This window comes from Streptomyces sp. NPDC033174, from assembly GCF_055577795.1.
Map to the genome: position 1 here is coordinate 150,616 of NZ_JBVIPQ010000009.1, position 17,209 is coordinate 167,824.

At 68.9% G+C, this 17,209-nt stretch carries 14 protein-coding genes and 3 pseudogenes; 6 read left to right on the plus strand and 11 right to left on the minus strand.

Going from position 1 to position 17,209, the window contains the following annotated elements; all coding sequences use genetic code 11:
* Positions 1-50: 50 nt before the first annotated feature.
* Positions 51-785, minus strand: a complete 735-nt coding sequence (locus ACZ5VC_RS26840) for a dienelactone hydrolase family protein (protein ID WP_469122562.1) — start codon at positions 783-785, stop codon at positions 51-53.
* A gap of 397 nt (positions 786-1,182) precedes the next feature.
* On the opposite strand from ACZ5VC_RS26840, the gene ACZ5VC_RS26845 reads away from it, so the two are divergent.
* Complete coding sequence (locus ACZ5VC_RS26845) at positions 1,183-2,235, plus strand: aldo/keto reductase (RefSeq protein WP_469122563.1); 1,053 nt, start codon at positions 1,183-1,185, stop codon at positions 2,233-2,235.
* Positions 2,236-2,408: 173 nt separating this feature from the next.
* Here ACZ5VC_RS26845 and ACZ5VC_RS26850 read toward each other — a convergent pair whose 3' ends face one another.
* Both ACZ5VC_RS26850 and ACZ5VC_RS26855 read right to left on the minus strand, forming a co-directional pair.
* On the minus strand, positions 2,409-3,062 hold the full coding sequence (locus ACZ5VC_RS26850; RefSeq protein WP_469122564.1) for a TOPRIM nucleotidyl transferase/hydrolase domain-containing protein: 654 nt from the start codon (positions 3,060-3,062) through the stop codon (positions 2,409-2,411).
* A 221-nt stretch (positions 3,063-3,283) separates the two neighbouring features.
* Positions 3,284-3,778, minus strand: a complete 495-nt coding sequence (locus ACZ5VC_RS26855; protein ID WP_469122565.1) for a hypothetical protein — start codon at positions 3,776-3,778, stop codon at positions 3,284-3,286.
* 186 nt (positions 3,779-3,964) lie between these two features.
* On the opposite strand from ACZ5VC_RS26855, the gene ACZ5VC_RS26860 reads away from it, so the two are divergent.
* Complete coding sequence (locus ACZ5VC_RS26860; RefSeq protein WP_469122566.1) at positions 3,965-6,346, plus strand: LPXTG cell wall anchor domain-containing protein; 2,382 nt, start codon at positions 3,965-3,967, stop codon at positions 6,344-6,346.
* Positions 6,347-6,452: 106 nt separating this feature from the next.
* Positions 6,453-6,695: pseudogene (locus tag ACZ5VC_RS26865) on the plus strand (IS110 family transposase); the annotation flags it as partial.
* A gap of 161 nt (positions 6,696-6,856) precedes the next feature.
* Here the strand turns inward: ACZ5VC_RS26865 and ACZ5VC_RS26870 are convergent.
* A pseudogene (locus tag ACZ5VC_RS26870) lies at positions 6,857-6,976 on the minus strand (IS5-like element IS4811 family transposase); the annotation flags it as partial.
* Between the two features lie 2,710 nt (positions 6,977-9,686).
* Here ACZ5VC_RS26870 and ACZ5VC_RS26875 point away from each other — a divergent pair.
* Positions 9,687-11,354 (plus strand): sigma-70 family RNA polymerase sigma factor, encoded by a 1,668-nt coding sequence (locus ACZ5VC_RS26875; protein WP_469122567.1) that lies wholly within the window; start codon positions 9,687-9,689, stop codon positions 11,352-11,354.
* A gap of 321 nt (positions 11,355-11,675) precedes the next feature.
* Here ACZ5VC_RS26875 and ACZ5VC_RS26880 read toward each other — a convergent pair whose 3' ends face one another.
* From ACZ5VC_RS26880 to ACZ5VC_RS26890, 3 genes are all read right to left on the minus strand, one after another.
* Positions 11,676-11,915 (minus strand): NADPH-dependent FMN reductase family protein, encoded by a 240-nt coding sequence (locus tag ACZ5VC_RS26880; protein WP_469122568.1) that lies wholly within the window; start codon positions 11,913-11,915, stop codon positions 11,676-11,678.
* Between the two features lie 195 nt (positions 11,916-12,110).
* On the minus strand, positions 12,111-12,713 hold the full coding sequence (locus ACZ5VC_RS26885; RefSeq protein ID WP_469122569.1) for a TIGR03086 family metal-binding protein: 603 nt from the start codon (positions 12,711-12,713) through the stop codon (positions 12,111-12,113).
* 138 nt (positions 12,714-12,851) lie between these two features.
* Entirely contained in the window at positions 12,852-13,844 is a 993-nt protein-coding gene (locus ACZ5VC_RS26890; protein WP_469122570.1) for a hypothetical protein, read from the minus strand.
* Positions 13,845-14,107: 263 nt separating this feature from the next.
* Between ACZ5VC_RS26890 and ACZ5VC_RS26895 the strand changes: the two genes are divergently transcribed.
* A complete protein-coding gene (locus ACZ5VC_RS26895) occupies positions 14,108-14,833 on the plus strand; it encodes a GbsR/MarR family transcriptional regulator (protein ID WP_469122571.1) in 726 nt (241 codons plus the stop codon).
* 55 nt (positions 14,834-14,888) lie between these two features.
* On the opposite strand, the gene ACZ5VC_RS26900 is transcribed toward ACZ5VC_RS26895, so the two are convergent.
* Complete coding sequence (locus tag ACZ5VC_RS26900; protein WP_469122572.1) at positions 14,889-15,242, minus strand: hypothetical protein; 354 nt, start codon at positions 15,240-15,242, stop codon at positions 14,889-14,891.
* 164 nt (positions 15,243-15,406) lie between these two features.
* On the opposite strand from ACZ5VC_RS26900, the gene ACZ5VC_RS26905 reads away from it, so the two are divergent.
* Positions 15,407-15,760, plus strand: coding sequence for a hypothetical protein (locus ACZ5VC_RS26905; protein WP_469122573.1), 354 nt, complete (start codon positions 15,407-15,409; stop codon positions 15,758-15,760).
* Between the two features lie 102 nt (positions 15,761-15,862).
* Here ACZ5VC_RS26905 and ACZ5VC_RS26910 read toward each other — a convergent pair.
* From ACZ5VC_RS26910 to ACZ5VC_RS26920, 3 genes and pseudogenes are all read right to left on the minus strand, one after another.
* A pseudogene (locus ACZ5VC_RS26910) lies at positions 15,863-15,946 on the minus strand (VOC family protein); the annotation flags it as partial.
* Between the two features lie 29 nt (positions 15,947-15,975).
* On the minus strand, positions 15,976-16,389 hold the full coding sequence (locus ACZ5VC_RS26915; protein ID WP_469122574.1) for a hypothetical protein: 414 nt from the start codon (positions 16,387-16,389) through the stop codon (positions 15,976-15,978).
* Between the two features lie 15 nt (positions 16,390-16,404).
* Entirely contained in the window at positions 16,405-17,130 is a 726-nt protein-coding gene (locus ACZ5VC_RS26920) for a DUF2625 family protein (protein ID WP_469122575.1), read from the minus strand.
* Positions 17,131-17,209: the final 79 nt, after the last annotated feature.

Here is a 17,209-nt window from a genome sequence, read left to right on the forward strand (position 1 = left end):
CGCCCGGCCTGACGGGCCGTCACCACCGGTTCGATTTGCGGACTGGAGCCTCAGCTTCTGACCAGGGTGCGATCGAGGAGGGGGAGCAGGCGGTCCCAGTGGCGCTGCAGTGCGGACGGGTTGAAGGCGTCGGTGTCGGACATGGTGAACCCGTGGACGGTGCCGGGGTAGATCTCGGAGGTGTAGTCGACCTTCGCGGCGTCCAGAGCCTGGTTGAGCTCGCCCAGGGCCTCGGGCGTCAGGTCGGTTTCGGCGTGGCCGAAGTGGACCTGGGCAGTGATCTCGGCGAGGGCGTCTGGCCCGTCCGCGCCCACGGGACCGTGGAATGCGGCGACGGCGGCCACCTGCCCGGGGTGGGCCGCGGCGGTACGCATCGCCAGGAGGCCGCCTATGCAGTAGCCGGTCACCGCGACCGGTCCGGTGGCGACCTCGGGCTGGGCGGTGAGGAACCTGAGATAGGCGTCGGCGTCGCGCAGTACGCGTTCGGCGGTGTGCTCCTCGATCAACGGCATCAGCTGGGCCATGATCGCGGGCCGGACCTCCTCTCCGATGTGCTCGGGAAGGTCGATCAGCGGTGCCGGGCCGTGCCGGTAGAAGAGGTTGGGGACGAGCACGTAGTACCCGTGCCCGGCCAGTTCGCGGGCCATCTCCCGCAGCACGGGCCGGATGCCGAGGCCGTCCGCGTACATCAGCACCCCTGGATGCCGCTCGCCATGGTCGGGGAACGCGGCGACGGCGTCGGCCCGGCCGTCCGCGGTGGGAATCTGCAGCGTCTTGGTGGGCATGAATTCTCCTGTCGTCGTTGATGTGTCAAGCCTGTGATCAACACGACGGAGGCGGAGCGCGCGCAGCAGCGCCAGGTCCTCGATCGAACAGCGGGCCCGCACCGGCCCGTACGGCGCTCAGAAGAGCACCGGGTCACCAATCCGTGTGTGGCGCAATGCCGTCCCGGTAGTCATAGCCGCGATCCTAGCCCACCGAAAAAAGGCCGACGCCGACACCCGGTCGAGCGCGGGCCCGCCCTGACGCGGGGAACGGCACGGCGCGGCTGCTCGCCTTCGCACGTACGGGCGTCGGCCGATGTGGCTTGCCGCGTAGGAGGAGCAAGCGGAGGAGGACGGTCCGGAGATCGCCGGAAAGGGGTTGATCTTGAGTGCACTCCAAGTCCTAGAGTGCGGCCACATGACCTCCACGCGATACCGCACGCTCGGCCGAACCGGCATAGAAGTCAGCGCCCACTGCCTCGGGACCATGATGTTCGGCGCCGTCGGCAACCCGGACCACGACGACTGCGTGCGCATCGTGCACGCCGCCCTCGACCGGGGGATCAACTTCGTCGACACCGCGGACATGTACTCCGCCGGGGAGTCCGAGGTGATCGTCGGCAAGGCGCTCAAGGGGCGGCGGCGCGAGGACGTCGTGCTCGCCACCAAGGTGCACTTCCCGATGGGCGAGGGCCGCAACCGACGCGGCAACTCCCGCCGTTGGATCGTGCAGGCGGTCGAGGAGAGCCTGCACCGACTCGACACGGACTGGATCGACCTCTACCAGGTGCACCGGCCCGACCCCCACACCGATGTGGAGGAGACCCTCTCCGTCCTGGGCGACCTGGTGCGGGAGGGCAAGATCCGCGCGTTCGGCTGCTCGACCTTCCCAGCCGGGGAGATCATCGAGGCGCACTGGGCGGCCGAACGCCGCTCCTTGCCTCGCTTTCGGACCGAGCAGCCGCCGTACTCGATCCTGGCCCGCGGCATCGAGGCCGACGTCCTGCCGGTGGCCGAGCGGTACGGGATGGGGGTGCTGACCTGGAGCCCGCTCGCCTCCGGGTTCCTGAGCGGGAAGCACCGCCTGAGCACGCCCGTGGACATGACGACGGGGCGGGCGGCGCTGACCCCGGCGCGGTTCGACCCGGCGATCCCGGAGAACGTCGCCAAGCTGGAAGCCGTCGAGCAGCTGGTGGAGCTGGCCGACGGCCTCGGTCGCACGCTGCCGGAGCTCGCGGTCGCCTTTCCGCTCGCCCACCCGGCGGTCAGCTCCGTCATCATCGGTCCGCGCACCATGGAGCAGTTGGACGGCCTGCTCAAGGGCGCCGACCTCGTGCTCGACGACGCGACGCTGGACCGGATCGACGAGATCGTCCCGCCGGGCCGCAACCTTTACCACCCCGACGGGGTCTGGCGGCCGCAGGCGCTGACCGACGCGCACCGGCGGCGGCGGCCGTACGCGGACCGCTGAGCATCGGTCAAGCGTGGGGTCCTGCGGGGTGGTGCCTGTGCCGGGACGGGCACCACCCACTCGACCGCGTCCCGCACCAGAGCGCCGTCGGCGTCGGCGTCGGCGGCTTCTGCCGTGTCACATGCGGCCAAGGTGTTCGGCCGTGTCACATGCGGCCAAGGGCTTCAGCCGTGTCACACGTGGGCGAGGAGTTGCTCCAGAGGCCGGGGAACGCGCCCGAGGTCCAGGTGCGCGACCAGCGCCCGCGCGTAGAGCGCCTTGCGACCGCTGTGCGTACCCATGAAGCGTCGCAGCTGATGCTCCACCGGCCGTTCCCGCTGTGCCGGCTGGCCCTGGAAGGTGTGGAAGGGGCGCGTCTCACCCTGTGCCTCGATCACCTGCCGCACGCCCTCGGCCCCGAGGGAGCGGATCAGCTCGTCCTCCAGATCGGCGACGCACACGTGGAACCCGAGTGTCTCCAGTCCGGCGCGCGTGAGACCGGACCCCAGCCCGACCCGCTCCAGATGACGCCGGAAGTGCCGCTCCTCGCCGATGTCGCACAGACCGGCCAGCGGGAGACCGAGCCCCGGAGGACCGCACACGTCCAGGAACCGTCCGATGCTCATCGCACCTCCGAGAGGTACGACCGCAACGCCCTCCGCCTCGAGATCGCGGCCGCAGCGCGTGGCCAGTTCTTCGAGCGCCACCTGATCGCTGCTGCCCTCGACGAGCACGACCATCCGCACACCGCCCGCCAGCTCCCGCGCCACCGCGGCGGCCGCATCCGCCCCCGCTCCGCCGGCCGCCCACGCGACCAGCGCCGGGCCGAATCGCCTCAACTCGTCCACGAGACCTCGCTTCCCCAGGTCATCCTGGCACGACCGAAATCCCGTACGCACGCGGGTTTTCCACGGGGGCGACGACCCGAGACCCCGGAAAGGGTCCGGCATTAAGGAACGGCTCCCAGCCCGTGCACGCGGCGCGCCCGCGCCCCCAGCAATAGGCGGTGGTGGTTCATGGGCCGACCGAAGGCCCTCCCCACATCTATGCCCCGGCCGTCGGCGACGGCTCAGGCGAATTCGTCCAGCGCGTCGCGGAGGTGGGAGTCGATGGGCTGGTCCAGCTCATCGGTCTCCCAGAACAGCACGTTCAACGCCCCCAGCGGATAGAACCGGCCGCTGTCCCCGCCGTTTCCGGGACCGGTCAGGTGGGGGGTGTCGGTGACGGCGCCGATGCCCTCGAACAGGGACGGCACCGGAGCGTCCTTGCCCGGCGCCCACGGGGCAAAGCCCCACACGGCGCCGCGGTGACGCCGCAGCACCTCACCCAGATACCACGTGGCGCCCTGCACGAAGCTACTCGTCTTGTCCGCGAGGATCGCCGCATCGTCCGCGTACCGCTCCCGCAAAAGACCTTCGAGGTCTTCCAGCGACGCTTCACTGAAATTCCACACTCCGTCCCGGCCGGTGGCACCGGTCCACTCTCCGAAGGCGACGGCACGTTCGTCCAGCCATGCCGAAAGCTGCTCCGCCGCCTCGCGGACGTCCCCTTTTGGTTCGCTCATGGCCCCACTGTAAGGAAGCGGAGTGACGGTTGCTTCGTGTGAAGGTGTCCCCGACACGGCCAAATCCCCTGCGTGGACCCTCAGTTGAAGCCCTATGGTGACTGGCGGTGCTCATGTCACGGGGGCAACGCGCACCGACCCCACGTCCCTCAGCTGCCCCCACCAAACGAGGGAAAGACGCACATCGTGAGGCAAGCGATTACACCACCCAGGCGCCGCCATCGACTCGTGGCGCGGCTGGCCGTCGCGCTCACCGCCGCCGGCGCGGTCACGCTGACCGGCCTTCCCGGGTTACCGATCACGGGCGCGTCCGCTGAGATCATCGGCGGAAAGCGGTGCGACAAGAAGTGGCTGGGCAAGGAGATCAACACTCCGCCCGGCCAGATACCGGGCAGCGGGAACTTCTCGGAACTTCCCGCCGGTCTGGAGACCGACTACAGCTTCGACAACCCCTCCGCCGCGTTCGACGACCTGAAGGAACCCACACGGGCCCAGCTCGACAAGGCCGGGAACACCGAGGCCGACATCAAGAAGTGGGGCAACGCGTACAAGAAGTCCGGTAACCCCGCGGACCGGGCGATGGAAATATACGCGCGCTACAACAAGCAGCTCACCGGCCCGCGCGGCATGCAGAACTTCGACGACTGGTTCAAGGTCCGCCTGGTCGGCAACGAGGTCAACAACGCCAAGGGCCGCCGGTTCGAAGCGAAGGTCGTCAAGGACTTCAACCTCGTCGGACCGGACTGGCTGTGCCAGGTCAAGGTGCGCGTCAAGGACCCCAGCGACCCCACTGGCAAAAAGTGGATCGTCCGCGACTTCGACGCGTACAACAAGAACAGCAAAGAGTTCGCCGAGTTCAAGTCGAGCGGCGAGCACCGCTCGGACCAGCACCGCGCCGAACGCGCGATTCTGAAGGACCCCAAGTACAAGGATCATCGGCTCACCTACGTCACCGGTCAGAAGACCGAGGACGGAACCAAGAACGCCATGCGCGACCTGGACGACGAGCTGAAGAAGGACCGAGGCACCAACCGCACTCAGGTACGCGTCCGCGAGCACCGCTCCAACGGCCGGGCGAACATCGGCAAGCCGAACATCTACACCAAGTACGACCCGGTCATGAATCCCGACCCCCTCAAGGGCGGCCGGGGATCGATGAACTCCGCGGCGAACAACTCCGGCCCCACCCCGAACGATGCGCGCCGGCTTCAGGAAGCCGCCCGCAACAGCGGCACGCGCGGCGCGTTCCCCGGCGGCCGTGGCCCCGGCGGCGTGGACTTCTCCACTCTGGAACTCCGTTACGTCGGCAACCCGCAGCCCGGTAAGGGCATCGACTACTCGTTCAAGGCCGACTACGTCAAGAACCCGGATGCCCATCCGTCCTACGGTGGCAAGGCCAAGCTGCAGCTGGCCTCGGACGCGTTCTTCACCTGGCTCGCACTGACGCCGGAGAAGTTCTGGGTCAACCTCAACCCGGACCAGCCCGACAAGATCATGGACTCGTCGTTCGCGAAGACGGACGCCGGACGAGTGCTCCTGGAGGCTGATCTTCGGCTCAAGCACGACTTCTTCAAAGCCATGGACCCCAAGACCGACGTCGGTAAGCGGGCCTGGGACAGCCTGGCCAAGCGCAACGGATGGCCGTGCCTGCACTCCGGACGGAACTGGATCGAACCGGCCCCGGCGAAGGTCCGCGAGCAGGATGGCGGCATCTACATCCTCGACGCGCCGCTGAAGCTGCTGACTGCTCCCATGGACATCTCCACCCCCGGCCCCGGCGACGGCGAGCCCTGCAAGCTCACCAAGGCGGAGATCGAGCACAACGAACGCGTCCTGAAGACCACGGTCGTCCCTGTGGTGCAGAAGTGGATCAACGAGGCGCCCGAGTACGCGGATCTGCGCCGTGTCTACACCTCCCGCGTGGCCGCCGAATGGGTCCGCCAGAAGGACCAGCAGTCGCCCACCGACTTCCGCAAGATCATCAACAGCAACGACGTGAAGCGGTGGCCCCTGCGCGCCCCGAACGAGGACTGGACGAAGTACGGCGTCTACAACAAGTACGTCAAGATCTTCAAGGAAGGCGAGTTCAAGTACGAACTCCGCAAGGGCCAGGAAGTCTGGGTCATCTCCGTCGGCGGCGTCGACTTCTCCAAGTCACCGAAGCGGAACATCACCAAGACGCGGTTCGACATCGAGCACCCCCAGCTCGACAAGACCACCCAGCGGTCCGTGACCGACGAAGCCGCCTACCGGGACACGAGCACCACCTACCTCGGAGGCAACGGCGCAGGCAAGCTCGACCAGGGCCCGGGACCCGGCCCCGACCCGGACCCGACGGACCCGGGCGACCCCGACCCGACGGACAAGCCGACTCCCACACCGACGCAGAGCAACGGGGGAAGCGGCGGCCCGACCGGTAAGCCCCAGGACCCCGAGGGCGATCTCGCGGACACCGGATCCGACACTCCCGTCGGGCTGTTCGCCGGAATCGCTGCGGCCCTGGCAGCCGCCGGTGCGACCCTCATCTGGTGGCGCCGCAAGAGGGAGGCAGCCACCGGCCAGGAGTAGCCTGCCGCTGTCTTGAGCCGCGCCGGCCCCCGCGCCCCTGTCCCGCCGGCAGGAGTGCGGGGGCCGGCGTCACGCGAAGGGCATGGGAGCTTGGCCACCGGCAGCCTGGCTGAGCGCCCAGGGTGATGTCATCGCCGTCGGCATGGAGGGCAGCGGGGCCAACGGCGCCGAACTCGCCCTGCTCTTGACGGCGAACGGCATCACGGTCGTGGAGGTCGACCGCCCAGATCGAAAGGCCAGGCGGGCTCACGGCAAGTCCGATCCGATCGACGCCTACGCAGCGGCCACCGCTGTCCTCTCCGGCCGGGCGAGCGGAACGCCGAAGAGCTGGGACGGGATCGTGGAAGCACAGGCATCCTGAACACGGCAAGGCTCGGCCGGAGCCAGATCATGAAGCTGATCGACTGCCGCCGGCGTCATCGAGGTCGAGCGGTGCGGACGCAGTCAGCCGATCGACGACGTCTGGAAGTCCGCGGCCAGCGGGAGCTCCGTGTTGCAGTCCACGTCGAACCATGTCACCGGCGGCCCCCGTGCTCTCCGCCCGAGACGGCGGGTCATCAACGTGATCGCGGCCCCTGTGATCAAGGTCTCCGAGTGCTGGACGAGGCGTTCGTAGGCCCGTGCATGCCGGCCCCGGCGCGCCCCGACGCCGACGTGGAGACGGGGCCGCTGACTGACGCCGCCCGGCATGCGGGATGCCGGGACGTGTGCACGCGTCGCCCTCGCCAACGCGGATCCTCACACAAGGACACGGCATCGTGGGAGAGCACAGGCGGACCGGAGCCCGGTACTCGGGACCGCCGAGCAGGTGAGCATCGATCCCACCGCGTTTAGCTCACCCACAACCCGCTTGCGCATGAGGTCCATTCCCGTGAATTCGGTGAGGACCGTGGCAGCCCGTTCGCGCGCCCACACCGTCGGGAGCCTCCGCCATTCCGCTGCATGGCCGCTTCCCCGCACAGCCCCGAGCGGATCGTGGTCCCCGATGGTCACGACACGGCTGAGTCGCTCGTGAACAGGGCTGCCCACACCCGCGGCACGGGATTGCGGCCCAGTCGGCCAGGCCCGAACAGGTGCGAAAGGCGTGGCTGGCGCGTGTTTTGTTATCCGGTCACGTCAAGGCCCGGGGTTCTCGGCTGAGTTGATGCCAACTACAGCTCAGGGGCTGGTGACTATTCGCCAGGTTTCGCCGGGGCGCGCTCGCTGGCGTGCCGTCAGTGCCCGGGTGTCCAGTAGGCCCGTGGCTTTTCCGGCATCGGGGTTGGGCAAGCCCGTCCATATGGAAGGTGGTCAACATGGGGAAGCGGGCCAAGGAGCCCGGTCGACGAAAGCAGCTCGACCCAGCTCACCGAGCGCAGGTGATCATCGCGATGCTCGGCGCGGTCTCCGCGGTGGCAGGGTGTGTGGCGCAGTTGACGCGATAGCAGTCGTGGGCCGGTAGGGGCATCGGACGGCATGGCAGCGGCTCGCGTGAAGCGGGCCCGGCCGGCGGATGATCGGCCGGCCCCACCTCAACGCCCACACGCCGGGCCGGGGCTCTGGTGGCACCCAGAGCCCCGGCCACACTCACGTGCGGCCTCCGGCAGAACCAGAGGAGCCCTTCACATGCCCATTATCGAGCGAGTCCCGGGCTCGAGCCCTGGCGCGCCTCAAGTTTCGGCTGGCGGACGCTGGCGAAATGGAGCCGGAGGCCGTCAGCGTTCAGGTCGCGCCTTTCACCGCAATGGGGTTGCACCCACGAGCATGCGGCGTAGCTCTGAGTTCGGTGGGGCGGCAGGCTGTCCGCCGACCCACTCCCCCTTCGGTGACGATGCGCGGCGCCTACCCCGGACTCGGGGGACTAGCTTGATGATCCATAGGAGCTTCATCGGGATGGGTCAGGCTTTCGAGTTCTGACGGGCGATCTGGGCCGCGTAGCCGCCCAGTCTCCGGCGGCGGCTCACCGCCATGGCATCGCCCCGGCGGCCCCGGACCAGCTGCGGAGAACAGAGGTATTACTCCGCGAGTTCCTGCTTCGGCGCGAAGCAAGCGCATCCCGTCGGGGAACCTGGTCTCCGCGCTGAAGAACGAGAACGGCTCCCCCGAACGGTACTGATCCGCCCGGCCCGACGCACCGCAGAGGTGCGCCGCGCCGTCGAGTTCCGTGCCGCCCCCACGGGGAGTTGCGTGCGCCACGTTTCGGCTGCTGGTTGAACACCGACTCACCCGGTCCCGTTGACCTCGGTAACCGGTGACCGAACTACAGACCGGTGAGTGAGCGAGGTTTACGCATGCCAAGGATCTTTCCCAAGGGCACCAAGCGCGTTCTTCCGGCCGGTGGCTGTCAGCCGGCCGGATGGGCGGGCCCGGGCTCCTTCCAGCGACTCACACGCTGAGGGGTCGAGCCCATGGACTACTGCGTTCCCTGTCGCCGTACCCTCAACGACACCGTGACGTGTCCCGAGTGCGGCGCCTACGAGCCCCACGCGGGACTACCGGGTGACGGGAGCAGAGGTGCTCCGCCAGTCGAACCGGCGGTGTTGGATGTGCTCTTCGGTGAAGGGGCGGGCCTCTCGGGGCCCCCCGGGCCTTCCTTGCCCTCCACATCCCCAGCGGATGCGACCGCACTCCGGCACGGCTCCCCGCAGCTGAGGAAGTACAGCACCTGGACTCTCGGCGCGGCCACCTTCGCCGTGCTCGGAGGCCTGGCCTCCGCACTGCTGTTTCCGCAGCACTCCGCCGCATCCCCCGGAGCGGCGCCGCGCGCGATGGAGGCCATTCCCGACGAACCCCCCGGTCACGACAGCCCTTCACCTACGGCCTCACCATCACCAGAGCATCCCGCCACGCACCCGGCGAGAAAGGGTGGGAGGGAGCGGAGCAGCGACAGTGCCCGGAATCCTCGTACGACGGCTCCTGATCGGGACGACCCGGATGCCCGGGAATCAAGGCCTCCCCGAGCTCCCGCTGCCACCAGCTCGCCACCACCCGTGAAAGCGAAGCCGACGCCCAAGCCACCCAAAGGCCGGCCCAGCCACTCGGCCTCCCCGTCGCCGACGACCCCGTCCCCAACTCCTTCCGACAGTGCCAGCCCTTCGCCCACGAGCAGTCCGACACCTAGCCCATCCGGCGGGCGGTGACGGACAGCCGATCCGGCCGCCCAGCCGTCCTGGGCGGCCGGGCCCCCGGGCGGGCGGCCGCACGCCCACCTCTGCCCCCGCCCGCGACCACCCGCCTTCGACCACCCGCCCGGAAGATTCACCGCAGCATTTTTAGAATTTCTTGTTATCGGACGGAGGGCCTGCGGTCTCCCAAGTGTTGGGCATCGGCAAGGACTGGGACAGACAGGGCGGATCTGAACATGGGCGAACAGAGCGGTACGGAATTGGTCAGAGCGGCGCAGGCCGGCGATCTGCGGGCGCAGGACCAGCTCATCGCCGCCTACCTGCCCCTGGTCTACAACATCGTGGGCCGGGCGATGAACGGCCATCATGATGTCGACGACGTCGTGCAGGAGACGATGCTGCGGGCGCTCGACGGACTGGCCGATCTGCGCTCCCCGGACAGCTTCCGGTCCTGGCTGGTGGCCATCGCCATGAACGGAATCCGCAGCCACTGGCACACACAGCAGGCCGGTATCCACACCGGCGTCCTCGACGAGGCCCGCGACCTGGCTCAGCCGGGCGCCGACTTCGTCGATCTGACCGTCGTCCGGCTGAATCTGTCCGGCCAGCGCCGAGAGACCGCGGAGGCGACCCGCTGGATGGAGCCGGACGACAGTGCTCTGCTGTCCCTCTGGTGGCTGGAGTGCGCCGGCGAGCTGACCCGCCACGAGGTGGCGGCGGCCCTGGAGCTGTCCACACAGCACACCGCGGTCCGGGTGCAGCGGATGAAGGCGCAGCTGGAGGCCGCCCGGGTCGTCGTACGGGCCCTCTCGGCGAGCCCGCTGTGCCCCACCCTCCGCTCCGAGATCGGTGGATGGGACGGCCGCCCGTCCGCGCTGTGGCGCAAGCGAATAGCCAGGCACGCCCGCGCCTGCGCGCACTGCGCGGGCCTGTGGAGCGGCCTCGTGCCGGCCGAGGGCCTGCTCGCCGGCCTGCTGCTGGTGCCCCCGGCCGGGCTGCTGCTCGCAGGCGTCCGCGAGAGCGCCGGTCTCGGGCTCGCCGCCGCGTCCGCCCCGCTCGCCTCCTCTCGATACGAGCCCCACACGTCATACGAGCCCGCCGCGTCGTACGAGGCCCGGACGCCGCGCGGCCCCCAGCACGCCGTCGACTCCGCCGCGCCAGGCCCCAGAAGCGCCCGTCGCCGGCAGCAGCGGCGAGGGCGACGCCGGGCCGTCGTCGCCGCGGGCATAGCGGTGGTGGCGGTCACCGGTGGGTCCTTCTACCTGATCACGGGTCCCGAGGACGAGGTGGTGACCGTAGACGCCGCACGTGCCGACGCTCCCGGAGCCGCCCTGCCCACCCGCACGGACCCGGCCACCGCGACGCCGTCGTCCTCCCCGTCGCCGTCCGCGTCGCCGAGTCCCAGCAAGAGCCCTACCCCCAGCGCGAGCCGCGCCGCCAAACCCAAGCCCACGAAGACGGCCACCACGCGCACCTCACCGCGACCCCGGCCGAAGCCCACGAGCACGACGGACGGCTCAGGTTCGTCCTCCACCGCCCAGCAGGTGGTCAGCTTGGTCAACTCCGAGCGCGCCAAGGCCGGTTGCGGCGCACTGACCGAGAACTCCAAGCTGGCCCAGGCCGCGCAAGGGCACTCCGACGACATGGCCGCGCGGGACTTCTTCGACCACACCAACCCCGACGGCGAGGACCCGGGCAAGCGCATCACAGCCGCCAACTACCCTTGGTCGACGTACGGCGAGAACATCGCGATGGGCCAGCGCACAGCGGCCGCGGTGATGGACTCCTGGATGAACAGCCCCGGCCACCGGGCGAACATCCTCAACTGCTCCTTCAAGGAGATCGGCCTCGGCATCCACTCCGGTGGCGGCCCCTACTGGACGCAGGTCTTCGGCGCACGCTGAGGGTTGACCGAGCAGCGACCAGGCGAACGCTGTCGAAGCGAAGCCCTTGGCGGGACGCAGCAGGCGCCGAAGGCCTCCGGACCCGCAAGGGGCTTCGCCTGGGCAGCCGCGGTACAGACACCCCCAGAGCCAGGACTCACGACGGCCCGGGGTCTTCGGTTCGGCAGCCTGGTCGCCTTGCCGAACCGTGGAGACCTGCGCCTGGGTGCTCGGTGCTCGGTGCTCGCGCATGAGCGAACTGAAGACGCGAACGTGCTCAACGGTCGCGTCGGGCACGGGCCGGACCGCCCCGGGCCTCTCTCAGCGATCGAAGCGGCGCAGTCAGGACACTGGCCCTTTGCCGTCCCGCAGCATCTCGGCGAACGCCCGTGCGGCGGCCATGTCACCGGCGTCCGGCCGCTGCTTGTTGATACCGCCGACGAGCTTGAAGGGCGTCCAGGTGTCGAACGCCCGGCACGAGAAACTCCCCTCCACCGCGAAGCCATTGCCTTCGAGGAGCCGGACCAGAGGACGGCTGAAAGGCGCCGTCGGCAACTCGGGGAGCCCACTGGTGGCGAACACGAGCGCCCGGCCCCGCCCAGGGGGAAGTGCCTGCACGAAGTCGGTCAGACGAGTGTGGAGCCTGTTGCCGCCGACCTGAGGAACACGAGCACTCCGACCGTCAGGACACCGGCGGCCACGGCAAACCGCGGCCGCACGGTCCCGCGTCGAACGACGCAGCCGGCGCAGTGGACGGCCCGGCACCTTGGGCCACCGTCAGGCGCTCGGAGCCTTCCACCGGGGGTCGCGGCCGAGGAAGCGCAGCAGTGCGTCCGCCGCGTCCTCGGTCTCGCCCTGCGGGGTGGGCACCACGGGGGCGAAGGCGAAGGTGCGCAACTGCTCCCCCCACGGCTGCCTGGCCACGGCCAGCATGCCCTCTGCGAGCGAGGACGGCAGCGGCGCATCCTGGCCGGTGGCCACGGAGATGTCCCAAGCGTGGACGGCCGCGTCCACCGCACATGCTCCGGCTCCCACCCACAGGGGCAGCGGCCCCACGGGCAGCGGGGTCGTCACGTTTTCCGCGTCGGCTGCGGCGACCCAGGCGGCGCTCACGCCCGTCAGGACGTCTTGCAGCTGCCGTACGGGGTCGGCGTCGAAGGAGTCCACCGGCTGGAAGGGATCGGTTTGCGGCCCTCCCTCGCCGGTGAGGGCCGCTACGTACGCCTGCTGGTCGAGGCGGGCGTGGTTGAGGACCTGGCGTACCGTCCACCTGGTACACGGCGTGGGCTTCGCCCAGCCGTCCTCAGAGACGCCGCGTACCACCGAGAGCAGGTAGTCATGAGCGCCTGTGAGCAGCTTGATGCCATCCGGATGGTTCACGCGGTTTCCCCCTAGGAAACATTTCGAGACCACAGCCTATGGGCAACTCACCGCAGCTGCGCAGCAGTTGATGGTTGACACGATCGCGGGAGCTTTCGCAGAGGCCGCCGGCAAAGTTGAGTAGGGGAAGGAGGGTCGTCAGCGCGCCATCTGTGGGAGCCGGGGGGGCTTGGCGGGTACGGCGGGAGCGCGCTTGGCAATGACGATCACTGCTGCGGTGGCCGCCGCCGCGAGCAACAGCACCATGGCGAGGGCGAGGAGGGTGGCCATGTCCGGGTGAATCAGGGACTGGCCGCGCCACGCCTGCCAGGTCACCACCGCGACCAGCCCGGTGTAGCCAAGGGCGGCAGTGCCGACCAGGCGGGCCCGTACCTTCTCGTCGCGCAGCCAGACGTGCTTGGCGGCCAGGGCCGCCAGCACCGCGGCGATCAGAAGAAGCACCTGGATGCCGTGCAGGGCGAAGAAGTGGGGCACCCGGAAATCGCCTCCGGTCGCGCTCCAGTTGGTGAGGGGCATGCCATGGCCGTCGGGGTCGCCGATGCCGTGGCCCTGGTACATCTGCACGGGGTGACCGTTGGCGTCGACCACCGTGCGGGAGTGGATCTCGGTGACCATCCAGTAGACCGGCAGGAGCATGCCGAAGGTGGCCAGCGCGAGCCCGGCGCGGATGGCCCGGTTCAATGCCGCCCCGCCGGTGCGCTGCATCAGCACCACGATCGCCAGGATCAACTGCGCGACGACGATGACCATCACGCCGAAGGTGAGGAGGGGGACCAGGGCCAGGGTGACGGGGTCGGTCTGGTCGGCGTTGAAGTGGCTGAAGGTGCCGCGCGCCGCTTGGGCCGTGATGGCACCCACCTCGACGGTCGCGGCCGCCGCGAAGACGGTACCCAGCCACCATCCCAGCCGTCTGCCCCTGGTGAGCTTGGTCAGCAGCCACGCCAGCGTGCCGGCGTAAAGGGCGAAGGCGAAGCCGAACTTGAGCGGCTTCCCCCACACCGACTCGTCCAACAGCGTCCGGCCGTCCACCTTGAGCCCCACACCGGCGACCACCATCAGGGGGAGCATGAGGGCAGCGCATATCACCAGCGGCCGGTGCAAGGTGCGCAACGGGATGAGGAAGGACGTCATGAGGGCTCCGATCACGGCGACGAGCAGCCCTCACACCAAGCCACTCCGACGACATTCGCGTGTTCGCGAATGACTAAAAGCTAAATTGCGTTCACTATTCTGTCAATCAAAATGACGGCGTAGGCCATAAATCTCCAGGCCACAGAGGTCTACTCTTGCAATGACTATGAAGATGAATGCACATTCGGCCTCTATTGATTTGCAATGAGTTGCCTGCGAACGCAATACTGCCCACACGCGAAGACTTGACGGAGGTAAGTCCGATGCCCGGAGGCAGACTGACCCACCACGAGCGGCGGGAGATCGCCAAGGGGCTGGCGGAAGGACTCACCTACACCGAGATCGCCGGCCGACTGGACAGGCCCATCTCCACTGTCACCCGGGAGGTGGCCCGCAACGGCGGCCAGGGCGGCTACCGGGCCGACACGGCACATCAGGCGACCGCAGGGCGCGCCCGCCGTCGTAAGCGGACCCCGCCCCCGGCCGCTCCGGTCGTGGACGACACACACGGGCGCGACCCCGAGGCGGTCCAGGAGTTGGAGGAACAGTTCACCGCGATGATGGTGGGCACGGGGCTGCCGCGGATGACGGCCCGAGTGCTGACCTGCCTGTACGTCACCGACGGTGGCAGCCTGACCGCCACCGAGCTCGCTCAGCGCCTCCAGGTCAGCCCCGCCTCCATCTCCAAGGCCGTCGGCGAACTCGAACAGCAGGAGCTCATCAGGCGCGAACAGGAACCCGGCCGACGCCGCGACCGATACGTCATCGACTCCGACGCCTGGTACCGCGGCTGGATGGCCAGCGCTCGCCAGAACACCATGCTCGCCGACTTCGCCCGTCAAAGCGCCCAGATCCTCGGCGTCAGCACACCCGCCGGTACCCGGATGCAGGACATAGGCCACTTCTTCGAGCACGTCGGCCAGGCCATGATCCAGGCAGCCGAGGAGTGGCGGCAGGCGCATGCCGCGAGGCGAAGCGCACACGACTGAACCGCTGCCATCCTCATCCGGACCCGCAGGTGACAGGGCGCCGACGTGAGCCGGCCTACTGGAGGTCCGTGCTCGGTTGGCGACGCCAGTCCCATCCGGGACAACGGTCCACCAGCGCGAGGAGCTCGCTCGCCTTCAGGATCTCGTAATGGTTGGTGTCGACGAGACCGTCGACACCAGGAAGGACGTCCCGAAGGAAGGCCCGGGCCGCGTCCATGGACTGGCACGACACACAGACTGCGTACGGTTCGCCGATCCGGGTCGCCACCTGCTCGAGCTCTTCCGGCTCGTAGTCCGCCAGAATCCCGCCCGAGAGGTCGATGTAGTACGAGCACCCGTGCCGGTGCAGCCTTTTCCGGCCGGCCGGGCGGCCTCTCGTCACCAAACCGCTGCCAATCGGGATGGTCATTCCTGACCACGCAGCTGGGGGGTGTCCGGTGACTGACGATCGCGGCCCCCTGGACATGGTGGGCGGGTGCCGAAACGGCGTGGCACCGGGGTTGCCGTACCGGTAACGTCCGGTCTCCTGACCAGCCGTTTCGGCGGGCCCTCGACGTTCAGAGAGCGATTTCCATGACCAGCCGGCGAGCAACGACAACCCTGTGGCGCCCGACCGGACCCAAGGAGCTGGACCTGCTCAAGGAGCTGGGCTGGCGTGCTTGGCCACCTCGCCTGCCGGAGCAGCCGATCTTCTACCCGGTCCTCAACGAGGACTACGCGATCAAGATCGCGAGGGACTGGAACGTGAAGCACGACGGGGCCGGTTTCGTCACGCGCTTCGAGGTCGACTCCGACTTCCTCAGCCGGTATCCCGTCCAGCAGGCCGGCGGGCGGACGATCCTCGAACTGTGGGTTCCGGCGGAGGAGCTCGACGTCTTCAACGCTCACATCGTCGGTGAGATTCAACTGGTCCACGAGTTCCACTGAACGCAGCTCGAGGCGGGCCGTACTCGGCGAGCAGGTCCCGACAGGGAGCGGGTGTACGACATGTTCCGCCGCTGGCAGCGGTTCGGCACCTGGCAACGGATATAGCAGCACCTGAGTCTCCCGGTCACCCGGTCTGTCCTCCGGATGCATCGGACGACCCGTCACACTGCTCCAGAACCGGGCCAACTCTCGCCGTCACGTGGCCGGACTGCCAGTCACCAGCGCCCACCGAGGGAGAACCAGCCGCTCGCCCGGGCGCCGTGGCCCCGGAACAGCATGCTGTGACCGATCCAGACCGCGCAGCGGACGGCGCGGGGGTACGTCGTCGGCGTCCAGCCACATCGCATGCGCGCGCTCCAGCCCGGCCACGTCGCGTCGTCGCGGCCGGACATGCAGGCGGACCTGGCCAGTAGCTCCACGTCGTTGGGGCCGAGCGGTGTGGCTCCGTCGGCGGCACTCAGGCCCTCGAAGGCATCGAGCCAGGCCTCGGCGGCGTAGCACGCACGGCCTCGGGCAAGATCGGTGTCGAGGGGCAATGCGCCGCCACAGGTCGTCGGTGACGAGATCAGGACGAGCACGTCGCCGGCCGCAGGCCACTGCGGCCGCGAGCCCGGTCGCTTGGGGTTCATGACGAGCGAACCGTGTCACGCCTCGCCGAGGAACCCGGGATCAGACGGCCCCATCTGCCGAGCGAAATCCGCAGCGACTCCCATGACCTCACGCATCGGCACGGGCCGCCGACTCGTGGCCGCGAGATCGGCGTGAGCCTCCTTGGACCAGAGGAATGGATACACCGCAATCCCCTGCGAGAGGCCCAGGGCTGCGGCTTCCTCACGCCAGCCGGGCCATCGCAGCCCGTCGTAGAACGTGCCCAACAGGCCGGAGAGCAGCCACGTAACCCACGCTGAGTGGCCCATTTCCATCGCCTCCCACTCCAGGGTGTCGGGAGCGAAGTACGTCATCTGTCCCGGTGCCCCAGGGCGACCCAGGGCCGCAGGATCGCCACCATTCAGCGCGAAGACCCCACCGACCACGTCGTGGCCCACTACAAGGCCCGTTGCGGGATGCCATACGGGATCGAAGTCGGCGGGGAAGCGGTTGACCTGCGCCAGGCTCTGAAGCCCCCCGTCCACGACCGAGCCCCCGCCGAACACCCGCACCCACCCGTTGTCCACGAGCAATCCGCCGGTGTTCAGCGCCAGAGCACCCAGCACCGATCGCGCGCTGACCTGCATCTGCAGAAGGCATCGGCGTCCCTCGTCGATGTCGGCGGGCAGCACCTGAACCGGCACGGAACTCGCCCTCAGCATCTCCTGAACCCCCGGCCACGCCGGATCGTCCACATTGACCAACTCGTCGATCTCTCTCACTCGGGGATCGTCGCACCCTTCCGCCCTCCTCATCACGTCCTCATCCGCGGGCTGCGCCACGGGTGTTCAGGGAGCGGCG

Coding starts and splice junctions, on each gene's coding strand:
- ACZ5VC_RS26840 (WP_469122562.1), bottom strand. CDS start 785: ATGCCCACCAAGACGCTGCAGATTCCCACCGCGGACGGCCGGGCCGAC.
- ACZ5VC_RS26845 (WP_469122563.1), top strand. CDS start 1,183: ATGACCTCCACGCGATACCGCACGCTCGGCCGAACCGGCATAGAAGTC.
- ACZ5VC_RS26855 (WP_469122565.1), bottom strand. CDS start 3,778: ATGAGCGAACCAAAAGGGGACGTCCGCGAGGCGGCGGAGCAGCTTTCG.
- ACZ5VC_RS26875 (WP_469122567.1), top strand. CDS start 9,687: ATGGGCGAACAGAGCGGTACGGAATTGGTCAGAGCGGCGCAGGCCGGC.
- ACZ5VC_RS26890 (WP_469122570.1), bottom strand. CDS start 13,844: ATGACGTCCTTCCTCATCCCGTTGCGCACCTTGCACCGGCCGCTGGTG.
- ACZ5VC_RS26895 (WP_469122571.1), top strand. CDS start 14,108: ATGCCCGGAGGCAGACTGACCCACCACGAGCGGCGGGAGATCGCCAAG.
- ACZ5VC_RS26900 (WP_469122572.1), bottom strand. CDS start 15,242: ATGACCATCCCGATTGGCAGCGGTTTGGTGACGAGAGGCCGCCCGGCC.
- ACZ5VC_RS26905 (WP_469122573.1), top strand. CDS start 15,407: ATGACCAGCCGGCGAGCAACGACAACCCTGTGGCGCCCGACCGGACCC.
- ACZ5VC_RS26915 (WP_469122574.1), bottom strand. CDS start 16,389: ATGAACCCCAAGCGACCGGGCTCGCGGCCGCAGTGGCCTGCGGCCGGC.